Origin of the sequence: Acidovorax sp. (genome assembly GCF_016783915.1) — a bacterium.
GTDB lineage: Bacteria > Pseudomonadota > Gammaproteobacteria > Burkholderiales > Burkholderiaceae_C > Acidovorax.
Window position 1 is genome coordinate 1 of sequence record NZ_JADHVT010000153.1, and the last position, 10,646, is coordinate 10,646.

Consider the following 10,646-nt stretch of genomic DNA (forward strand, 5'->3'; position numbering starts at 1 on the left):
TTATTGCACTGAAAACGAGGAGACCCCCTATGTCAACGGCCATATCCGACCAGCCAACAAGAAAGAGGATCGGGTGGACCGTCGCCTGGTGGTAAACCAGCGGCCCAACAAGCGCTGCGTGTTCGTGATGCGCCAGAAGGTCAATGTGATTGGTGACGCCATCCGGGGTGCCAACAAAACCATTTCGTTCGTGATCAAGGCTGAGAACCAAGCCGATGTGAACAAGTTGGCCGAAGCCTATGTGGAAAAGGGCTCTGTGATCTGCGCTGACGAAAGTGTGGCCTACGATGGCCTGCACGCCAAGTTCGACACACGCCGGGTCAATCACTCCATCGAGTACCGCAGTGATGCCGGTGTGACGAACAACATGGCTGAATCGTACTTCTCGCGTTTTCGCCGTATGCAGTACGGCCAATGCCATAAATTCGGCAATCTCTATCTGGCGAACTATGCCAACGAAGCGGCCTACCGCGAGGACACCCGGCGCATGAGCAACGGGGATATTTTTGATGACATCTCGAAGAAGTGCGCCACCACACCGACCTCACGGGACTGGTGTGGCTACTGGCAGGGCAACAAACGCAATGCCGAGCGGCTGACCGCTTAAACGATTTCCCATTTCATGACGCCTGCACCGTTGTCGATTTCTCGGACGATGTGACGGGCCTCCAGCCGGTGGATGACGGCAAACACATTTTTTTGAATACGGGCGGTGATGGCCTCCGTGGCCTCAATGCCTTTGCGCTCCAGTAGCTGCGCGGTGATTTCAAGGTTGTTCAGTGGCTTCCCGGCCTCGCGCATCACATCCAGCGTCAGGCGCTGCGCTTCCCCTTTGACAAAATACTGATTGCGCGTGTTCGTGCGCTTGGATTTGATCGTGCGCAAGTCATACTCGGGCGCAAATAGCTTGATACTGCCGTCCAGGTGCGACAATGATTCTTGCAACCGGGTTATTTCTGCTTGATACGAGATGATTTGACCGGCAACTTCGGAACGCTTGGATACCAGGCCGGATACGACCAGTGACTCTGCCATTTTGACCCCTTGGAAAACGGTGTTTACAAGGGGAAATTGTCAGGGTTTAGCTGGGAAAAAGCTTTGTGCGGTTGCTACATAATTCCGGACCTTCCAACGGATCATCGTGCTCCAGCTCGGGGCAGAACACCTCAAACCATACACCGTCGAAGCTGTCGATGACGATGCCGTAACGCGACGCAATCCTCTTGGCCTTCGCAAGCACGCCACGCGCATCCACCTTGGCATCTCGCGGCGCCACCATGAAGTGGACCCCATCATCAAGACAGACTTGACGGTAGTTTAAGTTGCACCCAATTTCACACAGCTGGACGGCGCTGCCCCGGTTTTTGCTTTCGGCATTGTGGACTGATTTTCTATCCTGACTTCTTCGAACTCAGTCCCTGTGGAGCGAAGCGCAATGGGGAGTCCCTGCGTTGCTCCGTACTTGTCCACGATCATCGCACCGCCCCCGACCGAGCTTGCATGCACCGCATCCGGCGTGCTATGTCCCAGTGCCTGGTGCGGCCTCTCGCCGTTGTAGAACGCAAAGTATTTTGTCAGCCCAATCAGCAGTTCCCCCATCGTGGCGTAGCCATTGAGGTACACGTCCTCATGCTTGACGCTGCGCCACAGGCGCTCGACGGGTCTGGTGTCTGGTGCACCTTAGCTCGGAGCGGGTGCGGCGGCGGGGACGGCGATGGGTGCAGCCGGCTTGGCAGTGGCCGGCGGTGCTGCGGTGGCAGGTGCGGGTTCTGCGGTGGCCGCTGGGGCCCGGATGGCGCCGGGAGCTGCGAGAGCGGCTATTGGCGCCGGCGCGAGCGCCGCGCGGGCTGCGACGGGCATGGCCAGCGGGGCGAAATCGGCCTACCAGGCCGGCGCCGCCGCATCGGGCGCTGGCGGCATGCGCGCGGCCGGTGCGGGCCTCGCCAACGTCGCGCGCAGCGGCACCAGTGCCGTGAGCCAGCGCGTCGCATCCGGCGCCAGGGCGGTCGAAGACGGGGTAGCGAGCTTCATTGCCGATGCGGCTGCGCCTGCCGCAGCCAAGCCCGCAGCCGGTGGGTCTGCAGCCATTGCGCCAGCGGCTGAGCCCGCGTGGGCCAAGCAGATGCGCCGCAAACAGCAGATGACGCATGCGGCCACGACGGCCGCGCACACGTTGCGTTCGGGCGATGCCGGTGGGAGTGGTGCCAGTCCGAGCCTGCGCGATGACTCGAATTCTTAGGAGATCCAGATGAGATTCAAACGACCCGAGGTGCGGTACTCGGCAACGCCCGAGCCCTGTCGCCGATTGCACAAGCGGGTCCTGTGATCGACTGTATTGTCCAAACCAATCGGCTGGTGATTTCGCGCCGCGAGTCTTCGGTGCCAATGTCGTACGTCGATGCCGACAAGAAGCCGCGAGGCTACTCGCTGGATCTTCGTCTCAGGATCGCCGAAGTTGAAGAGACGGTTGAATCTGCCGCGCTTGGAGGTGGTCTATTTTCTGACGGATCCAGCAAGGCGGATCCCCGAGATCGTTGAGGGCAAGGCAGACATGGAGTGTGGTTCTACGACGAACACCGCTGAGCGCCGGCAGCAGGTGTCTTTCACGGGTCCCCACTACCTCAGCGGAGCACGCTACTTGGTTCGGTCCGACAGCGCCATAAGCCACCTACCCGACTTTCAGCGAAAGAGACTGGCCGGCACTCGGGGTACCGTCGAATTGAAAGCGATTGAACGAGCAAGCAAAGAGCGATTGCTATACATCGACATCGTAGAGGTTCCCGATCACGCCAAAGCGGTGGAAATGGTGGAAGCAGGTGAAGTGGATGGCTTCGCGATGGCCGATGTATTGCTGTATGGATTGCGTTCCAACCGTCCCAATCCGGACAAGCTGAAAGTTGTTGGCAAGTTGCTGACCATCGACCCTATCGCGATCATGTTCAACAAGGATGATCTTGAGTTAAAGGGCATCATTGATGCAGAGATGAAACGTTTGATCCACGGCCGCGAGGCGCATGCCATCTATGAGAAGTGGTTCATGCAACCGATCCCGCCGCGAAACGTCCCGCTGAACATGCCCATGAACTACCTCCTCAAGGATTTTTGGAAGTATCCGAGCGACCAGGGCCCGTTCTGACTGTGAACCCATGAAGACTACGCTCGCGAAATTGATGCTTCAGAACGGGTGTGCACCTCCGGTGACCAACGGGGGGGCGCAGTTCTTCTCCACGACTGATTTCTCACCTTGCATGCGCCGCGTAGCATAGCTCCGCTCTACAGAAGTACACGGATAACCCGGAGGGCAGGGGATATCTGCTGAGCATCATTTCGAAACCAATAGCTGGTTCTCTGGTGCTACAGAAGAGAGCGGTGGTCAGCAAATCAGTTAAACCTACGGTCAGACCAATCGCCTCTTAGTCAGAGACGGCACGCAACGAGATACTGCACGGGTCTAGGGAAGGTCTGCACAAAGCGGTGTTCGGCAGGATAGTGCGTTGATTTGGACAAAGACACGCCCCAAATGCCTTGAGCCGCCAGGCTTGGCCGTCTGGTGAGTCGCTTGCGGCCCTGATTTGCGGGAAATCCCGCCGCATTGGGCCATTTCGGGCGCGCTCATCTCTGTGCTGCCAACAGTTTGCCCCGCACCATCCACAAATTGGACAGCGCAAACAGCGTGAACAACTGGGCCGTGTTCTTCTTGAGCCCACGATAGCGCACCCTGACGTGGCCGAACTGCCTCTTGATCACCCTGAAGGGGTGCTCCACCTTGGCCCTGATGCTGGCCTTGACCCGTTCCAGTTCGTCGATCAGAACATCCAGCGGCTCGTCTTCTTTGAGTGCTGCGCGCTTTCCTGGGCGCATAGCGATGTGCCAGCGCACATCAGCCTTGGCATCGGGCCTCTTGGCTGCCCCTTGGTAGCCCGCATCACCGAAGGCGTCGATCTCCTGGCCATGCAACAAGCTGGCCGCCTCCACCACATCGTTGACGTTGCCTGCCGTGCCGCGTACGGTGTGCACCAGTCCTGAGTCGGCATCGACTCCGATGTGGGCCTTCATGCCGAAGTACCACTGGTTGCCCTTCTTGCTCTGGTGCATCTCAGGGTCCCGCGCATGGCCTGCGTTCTTGGTGGAACTGGGCGCAGCAATGAGCGTGGCATCCACTACGGTGCCCGCTCGCAGCAGCAGGCCCTTGGCCTCCAGCAGTTCGTTGATGGTCGCCAGGATCTGGGGCGCCAGCTTGTGCTCTTCGAGCACGTGGCGGAACCTCAGGATCGTGCTCTCGTCGGGCAGGCGCTCATCCCAACCTCCCAGGCCGGCAAAGTCCCGAAACAGGGGCACATCGTGCAGCGCTTCTTCCATGGCAGGATCGCTCAGGGTGAACCACTGTTGCATGAAATGAATGCGCAGCATGGCCTCGATGCAAAACGGCGGCCGTCCCCGCCTGCCTTCTGGCATGTAGGGGGCGATCAGCGAGACCAGATCGCCCCAAGGCACAACCCGTTGCATCTCGTCCAGGAACTCGCGTTTGCGCGTGCGTTTGCTCGACGATCCCAGTCCCAGGCTTTGCTGCTTCATGCCGGTATCGTCTCAGCACGAGGGGAGCCGTGGCAAGCACAGCTTGCCGGGATTTATGCAGACCTTCCCTAGGCTTCAGAGTTTCGATGAAGGGTGTTGTGGGCTATTTTCGGCGCAACTCCATTCACGCAAGCGGCGATACAGCAACCCACGGGAAACTCCTAGCAGCCGCGCAGCGCGGGACACATTGCCTTGGCATTGGGCAAGAGTTTGTTCAATCAGGACGCGACTAGCTTCGTCCAGCGAAGGTGCAGGTGCAGGTGCGGTGGCGGGGTCATGCCCAGGCGCTGATTCGGACGTCAGATTCAGCGGTGGGGTAGATGGGTGGTCCACGCGATCATCCAGATGCGCAGCTATCCAAAGAGTCAGGCCCGAAGGCAGCATCTGCGGCAGAGGTCGCCCGTCGTGGGCCAGGGCTAGCAATTGGCGTAAGTCAAGGCCGAATACGCCTTCGGCCGCAATGCCTGCATCCGAACCGCCCTGACCCTCAAGCAACCGAGCACCGACGCCATTGAGCCAGCACAGCAATCCGTTTTCGTCGACTGCTGCCAACCCCTCCAAAGGCGTATGGAGCATGGCCTTGCTGGACTGGAAGCGCAACAACAGCTTGGAACGTGCCGAGCTGACCAACAGCCGGTTTTCAATGCAGGTGGCGTACATGTGAGCCATGGCGCCCGCATCGAAACGGAAGGCTCCACGCTCGCTGGTCAGGTCCAACATCGCCACGATGCGGCCGCTGGCATCGCGCACTGGAGCGGCCGCACAATGGAGGGCTTCCAGGCAGCGGAAGAAGTGTTCACCACCGCGAACGATGCAGACCTCGCCGGTGTTGACCGTCACGCCGGGCGCACCAGTACCCACCACGGCTTCGCCAACACTCACACCCACTCGTGCCACTGAACGCAGCAGCGGACCATCATCCGCGGTGAGCCGGGAGGCCAGTATCACCACGCCCTCCCTGCTGGTCAGCATGGCCCGCGCTCGACTGCCTGCAATGGCTGTTTCCAGCTCTGCGATCGGTTCGGACGCGGCTTCAATCAGCGCACGGTTCTTGGTCAGCACAGTGGAGATGCGCAGCTTGCTGATGGGATCGAAGCTGATCTTCTCGCCGGGATTGCGGCCGGCGCTCAGGCAACGATTCCACGACTGGATTACCGGCTCGGGCACCAGACCTGAGGGTCGCTCTCCGTGCTCGAAGTAGCGCTCGCGCGCCAACGCTACTCGGTCCTGTTGTGTGGTGAAGAACGGGTTGGACATGGCGCTGGCAAGCACGGGAGGTGCGTATGGATGGTCCTCAAGGCGGCAATTTTTGTTCCGTTGCAGAACAAATCATCACTAGGGAAACCCCTCATGTTTTCGCCAGCGTCCGCTCTCTGTAGCCTCGGTGGCAGCCTCGGCCGCCCTGAGGCGGCCCATCCACCTTGAAAGCCCTTTGATGCCCCACCTCCGTTCCACGAGTACATGCGCCGCTGTGGCGTGCACGCTGCAAATTTTGCCCATGGTGGATGCTCACGCGGGTGGAACCGGCCAGGCCGAAACCCTGCTGGCACCGGTGGTCATCACGGCCAGTCGGATCGGCCAAGACCTTTGGCAAAGCCCGGCCACCATCGACAGCATCGACGGTGCACAATTGCGCGAAGGCCAGATGCAGATCCACCTGTCCGAGGGGCTGGCGCGGGTTCCTGGTTTGGTAGTGCAGAACCGACAGAACCAGGCGCAGGATCTGCAGATATCCGTGCGCGGCTTCGGCGCACGTTCGACGTTCGGCGTGCGGGGCCTGAGGCTCTACGTGGACGGCATTCCGGCCAGTGCGCCCGATGGGCAGGGCCAGGCGGCCAACTTCCCCATTGGCAGTGCAGCGCGCATCGACGTGGTACGCGGCCCGGCCGCGGTGCTGTACGGGAACGGTGCCGGGGGCGCGCTGCTCCTCTACACCGAAGAGGGTTCGCAACCCGGGATCTGGCGCAGTGGCATGGCTCTGGGGGCGGACGGACTTTGGCGACTTTCAACCCAGTTGCAAGGTCGCCTGAATGAAGCTCCGGAGAGCTGGAGCTACGCACTGAACCTTGAACGCTCTGCCACCGACGGCCAGCGCCCGCAGTCCGCCGCCGACCGCAGCACCGTGCACATGAAGCTCGCACGCCATATGGGCGATCAACGCCTGTTGCTGCAGTATCAACAGCAGCAAGTCTCCGCGCTCGATCCATTGGGCCTGACGCGCACCGAATTCGACAACGACCCGACGCAGACCAACGCCAATGCGTTGCGCTTCGGCACCCGCAAGTCTGTGCTTCAACGACAAGTCGGTCTGGCGTGGAAGTACCCGCTCGACGCGCAGCAGCACCTGGAGCTGATGGTCTATGGCGGTACGCGCGCTGTGATGCAGTTCCAGGCCATCCCGGCTGCCACGCAGGCGCCGCCATCGCACGCTGGAGGCGTGATCGACCTCTATCGCGACTACGCTGGGCTGAACCTGCGCTGGGGCCGCATACAGGACGATGTCGGCGGTGGGCAGCTGGCCTGGTCCGCAGGACTTGCTTATGACTGGCAGGGAGAGTGGCGGCGCGGCTACCAGAACTTCGTCGGCAGCACGCTGGGAGTGCTCGGTGCCTTGCGGCGCCAAGAGCGCAACCAGGCCGCGAACGCCGACCCCTACCTGCAGGCCGAATGGACACGGCAGGATCTGAGCTTGAGTGCTGGCCTGCGCCATACCCAGGTGCGCTACCAGTCGGCCGACCATTACGTGGTGCCGGGCAACCCGGACGACAGCGGCGCGCTGGGGTGGAGCGGCTGGCTGCCCATGCTCGGCGCGCGGCTGGCACTGTCGCCCACGCTGCAGGCGTATGCATCGGTCGGGCGCGGCATGGAGACCCCAACGCTCAACGAGGTGGCCTACCGCCCGGGTGGTCAATCCGGATTGAACACGGGGCTGGCCGCGAGCTCGCACGAAACGGTGGAACTGGGCCTGCGCGGTAGGCACGGCCACGCCGGCTGGAGCCTCGCCGTGTTCGAGACTCGTACCGAGCGCGAGTTGACCGTGCTGTCCAACACCGGCGGCCGCGCCACCTTCCAGAATGCGGGCCGCACGCGGCGCAACGGGCTGGAGCTGTCGGGTGACGCGCAGTGGGGTGCACTGACCGCCAGTGGTGCGCTGACCCTGCTCAACGCACGCTACCGCGATGGTTTCCTGACCTGTGACAGCACGCCCTGCGCGGCGCCCACGGCTTCGGTCGCGCCGGGCACCCGCCTGCCGGGTGTAGCCTCGCAACGGGTGTGGGCGGAGCTGGCCTGGCAAATGGCACCCGCTTGGGTCTGGACGGTAGACATGCTGCACAGCGGCAAGGTACCGGTGAACGACCTGAACACCGACCATGCCGCAGGCTACACCGTGTGGGGCAGCAGCCTGCGGTGGACGCAGCGCTGGCAGGCGTGGAGCGCGCAGGCGTTTGTGCGATGGGACAACCTGCAGGACCGCCGCTACGTCGGGTCGGTGATCGTCAATGAGAGCAACCGGCGCTACTTCGAGCCCGGTGCGGGACGTTCCGTGTCAGCCGGGCTGACGCTTAGTCGTACTTTCTGACGACCCTGTCGGCTGGCTCGGTCGGGCTACAGTTGTTCCATCGCGGCACACATTCGGCATAGGGTTAGTCCGAGTGTTGAGGGCAAGGCTCTCTTTTTTTATCGTTCACCCATGGAGTCATCCGCAGCGGGTCTGCTCCATGAACGTAGAAAACACCACGCAGGAGACAAACCGAATGATCCCCCGATCCATTCCCGCAGCGATGCTGGGCGCCTTTGTGCTGCTGGCCTTGCCGGCCAGCAGTTGGTCGCAGGCCAAGGGCTCGCCCGAGCATATCCGCGCCGTCACGGCGCGCATCGACACCCAGGGCATCAGAGACAACGCGCGCGCCACCCAGGACTGGCCCAGCTACGGTCTCGACCACGGCGAGACGCGCTTCTCGCGCCTAAAGCAGCTCGACACCGGGAACGTGAAGAATCTGGGCTTGGCCTGGTCGTACGACCTGGAATCCACCCGCGGCGTGGAAGCCACTCCGGTGGTGGTGGACGGCATCATGTACGTCAGCGCCAGCTGGAGCGTGGTGCACGCCATTGACGTGCGCAGCGGCAAGCGCCTCTGGAGCTTTGATCCCGGCGTGGACCGCGCCAATGGCTTCAAGGGTTGCTGCGATGTGGTCAACCGCGGCGTGGCGGTGTATCAAGGCAAGGTCTTCGTGGGGGTTTTTGATGGCCGCCTTGTCGCGCTGGATGCGGCCTCTGGCGCCAAGGTGTGGGAAAAGGACACCATTGTTGACCGCAAGTACAGCTATACCATCACAGGCGCTCCACGTGTCTTCAAGGGCAAGGTCATCATCGGCAACGGCGGCGCAGAATACGGCGTGCGTGGCTACGTCACGGCCTATGACGCTGCCACGGGCGACCAGAAGTGGCGCTGGTTCACCGTACCGGGCGACCCGTCCAAGCCCTTTGAGAATGAAGCCATGGCCAAAGCCGCCAAGACCTGGGATCCCGCAGGAAAGTGGTGGGAGGCTGGCGGTGGTGGCACGGCCTGGGACAGCATGACGTTCGACCCCGAGCTGAACCTGATGTACATCGGAACCGGCAACGGCTCGCCTTGGGCTCGCAGCAAGCGCAGCCCGGCCGGTGGGGACAACCTCTACCTGGCCAGCATCGTGGCGCTGAATCCAGACACCGGCCAGTACGTCTGGCACTACCAGGAGACCCCGGGCGACAACTGGGACTTCACGTCCACACAGCCCATGGTGCTGACTGACTTGAAGATCGGCGGCAAGCAACGCAAGGTGATCCTGCATGCGCCTAAGAACGGCTTCTTCTTCGTCATAGATCGAACCAACGGTCAGTTCATCTCGGCCAAGAACTTCGTCGATGTGAACTGGGCCACCGGCTATGACGCCAAGGGCCGCCCGATCGAAACCGCCATTGCGCGCAGCGGCGACCGCGCCCGCGACATCGTCCCCAGCCCCTTCGGCGCGCACAACTGGCATTCCATGTCCTACAGCCCCGACACGGGCCTGGCCTATCTGCCGGCCCAGCATGTGCCGCTGACGCTGCAGGACAACAAGAACTGGAAGTTCAACGGCGGCTCCCTGCCCGAGCCGCACAGCAACATCGGCTGGAACACGGCCACGCTGATCAACATGGAGCCGCCCAAGAGCACGCCCTTCGGCCGCCTGATCGCCTGGGACCCGGTGGCGCAAAAGGAGCGCTGGCGCGTGGAGCATGCCTCGCCCTGGAACGGCGGCACGCTGGCCACGGCGGGCAACCTGGTGTTCCAGGGCACGGCCGACGGCCGCTTCGTGGCCTATGACGCGCGCAACGGCAAGAAGCTCTGGGAAAAGCCCACGGGCACAGGCGTGGTGGCCGCACCCATCACCTATGAGGTCGATGGCCGGCAGTACGTCTCCATCGCCGTGGGCTGGGGCGGCGGCTATGGCCTGGCCGCGCGCCACACTGACCGCAAGGGACCGGGCACGGTCTACACCTTCGCGCTGGACGGCAAGGCCGAGGCGCCTGCCTTCGTCGCCTACCAGCAGGGCAAGCTGCTGCAGGGCGTGCCCTATGACAAGAGCCTGGTGGCCGAAGGCACGGCCCTGTACGTCAGCAACTGCGCCCTCTGCCACGGCGTGCCCGGCGTGGACCGGGGCGGCAACCTGCCCAACCTGGCCTATCTGGACCCCGCCTATATCGAGCACCTGGACAAGTTCATCTTCAAAGGCCCGGCCACTTCGCGCGGCATGCCCGATTTCACCGGAAAGCTCAGCATGCAGGACGTCGAGAAGATCAAGGCCTTCATCCAGGGCACCGCCGACGCGATCCGGCCCAAGTAACACCCATCACCACTTTCATTTGACCTGCGCAGCTGCCCCGGGCGGGCGCTGCTCGCCCGTCCGCAACGGTGCAGTGGAAACGCAACCTGCGCATCTGGCTGCTTCTTACCCACAGAGGCAGTCGCCCCATCTTTTTACCGGAGACCTTTCATGAACCTCAGCGATATCAAGCACCTTCTCACCGAGCGCGCTACGACCGTCTTG

9 protein-coding genes and 1 pseudogene are annotated in these 10,646 nt (G+C 62.3%); 5 read left to right on the top strand and 5 right to left on the bottom strand.

The window, feature by feature from the left end:
* Positions 1–607 (top strand): transposase (locus tag ISS20_RS20435; protein WP_291439049.1); only part of this gene is annotated, 607 nt, incomplete at its 5' end.
* Here ISS20_RS20435 and ISS20_RS20440 read toward each other — a convergent pair.
* The 3 genes and pseudogenes from ISS20_RS20440 to ISS20_RS20450 form a co-directional block, all read right to left on the bottom strand.
* The gene (locus ISS20_RS20440) at positions 604–1,035 is read right to left on the bottom strand and encodes a hypothetical protein (RefSeq protein ID WP_146191239.1); all 432 of its coding nucleotides are present in this window, start codon (positions 1,033–1,035) and stop codon (positions 604–606) included. The genes ISS20_RS20435 and ISS20_RS20440 overlap by 4 nt on opposite strands.
* A 46-nt stretch (positions 1,036–1,081) precedes the next feature.
* On the bottom strand, positions 1,082–1,279 hold the full coding sequence (locus ISS20_RS20445; RefSeq protein ID WP_108497595.1) for a hypothetical protein: 198 nt from the start codon (positions 1,277–1,279) through the stop codon (positions 1,082–1,084).
* 176 nt (positions 1,280–1,455) lie between these two features.
* Positions 1,456–1,659: pseudogene (locus tag ISS20_RS20450) on the bottom strand (integrase core domain-containing protein); the annotation flags it as partial.
* A gap of 55 nt (positions 1,660–1,714) precedes the next feature.
* Here ISS20_RS20450 and ISS20_RS20455 point away from each other — a divergent pair.
* Positions 1,715–2,239 (top strand): hypothetical protein, encoded by a 525-nt coding sequence (locus ISS20_RS20455; protein WP_291439053.1) that lies wholly within the window; start codon positions 1,715–1,717, stop codon positions 2,237–2,239.
* A 228-nt stretch (positions 2,240–2,467) separates the two neighbouring features.
* Positions 2,468–3,136: an amino acid ABC transporter substrate-binding protein gene (locus ISS20_RS20460; protein WP_233250298.1), complete on the top strand. Its 669-nt coding sequence runs from the start codon at positions 2,468–2,470 to the stop codon at positions 3,134–3,136.
* Positions 3,137–3,612: 476 nt separating this feature from the next.
* On the opposite strand, the gene ISS20_RS20465 is transcribed toward ISS20_RS20460, so the two are convergent.
* Positions 3,613–4,575 (bottom strand): IS5 family transposase, encoded by a 963-nt coding sequence (locus ISS20_RS20465; RefSeq protein WP_108497594.1) that lies wholly within the window; start codon positions 4,573–4,575, stop codon positions 3,613–3,615.
* Between the two features lie 75 nt (positions 4,576–4,650).
* Positions 4,651–5,832, bottom strand: coding sequence for a helix-turn-helix domain-containing protein (locus ISS20_RS20470; protein WP_108497593.1), 1,182 nt, complete (start codon positions 5,830–5,832; stop codon positions 4,651–4,653).
* Between the two features lie 241 nt (positions 5,833–6,073).
* Here ISS20_RS20470 and ISS20_RS20475 point away from each other — a divergent pair, with 241 nt between their 5' ends.
* Positions 6,074–8,155, top strand: a complete 2,082-nt coding sequence (locus ISS20_RS20475) for a TonB-dependent receptor (protein ID WP_291439055.1) — start codon at positions 6,074–6,076, stop codon at positions 8,153–8,155.
* Between the two features lie 175 nt (positions 8,156–8,330).
* Positions 8,331–10,442 carry a PQQ-dependent dehydrogenase, methanol/ethanol family gene (locus tag ISS20_RS20480; protein WP_108499142.1) on the top strand — a complete coding sequence of 704 codons (2,112 nt, stop codon included), beginning with the start codon at positions 8,331–8,333 and terminating at the stop codon, positions 10,440–10,442.
* Positions 10,443–10,646 lie beyond the last annotated feature (204 nt).

What these genes read in the sequence shown, in the direction of transcription:
- ISS20_RS20445 (WP_108497595.1), bottom strand. Translation starts at nt 1,279, where the DNA reads ATGGTGGCGCCGCGAGATGCCAAGGTGGATGCGCGTGGCGTGCTTGCG.
- ISS20_RS20455 (WP_291439053.1), top strand. Translation starts at nt 1,715, where the DNA reads ATGGGTGCAGCCGGCTTGGCAGTGGCCGGCGGTGCTGCGGTGGCAGGT.
- ISS20_RS20465 (WP_108497594.1), bottom strand. Translation starts at nt 4,575, where the DNA reads ATGAAGCAGCAAAGCCTGGGACTGGGATCGTCGAGCAAACGCACGCGC.
- ISS20_RS20470 (WP_108497593.1), bottom strand. Translation starts at nt 5,832, where the DNA reads ATGTCCAACCCGTTCTTCACCACACAACAGGACCGAGTAGCGTTGGCG.
- ISS20_RS20440 (WP_146191239.1), bottom strand. Translation starts at nt 1,035, where the DNA reads ATGGCAGAGTCACTGGTCGTATCCGGCCTGGTATCCAAGCGTTCCGAA.
- ISS20_RS20475 (WP_291439055.1), top strand. Translation starts at nt 6,074, where the DNA reads ATGGTGGATGCTCACGCGGGTGGAACCGGCCAGGCCGAAACCCTGCTG.
- ISS20_RS20480 (WP_108499142.1), top strand. Translation starts at nt 8,331, where the DNA reads ATGATCCCCCGATCCATTCCCGCAGCGATGCTGGGCGCCTTTGTGCTG.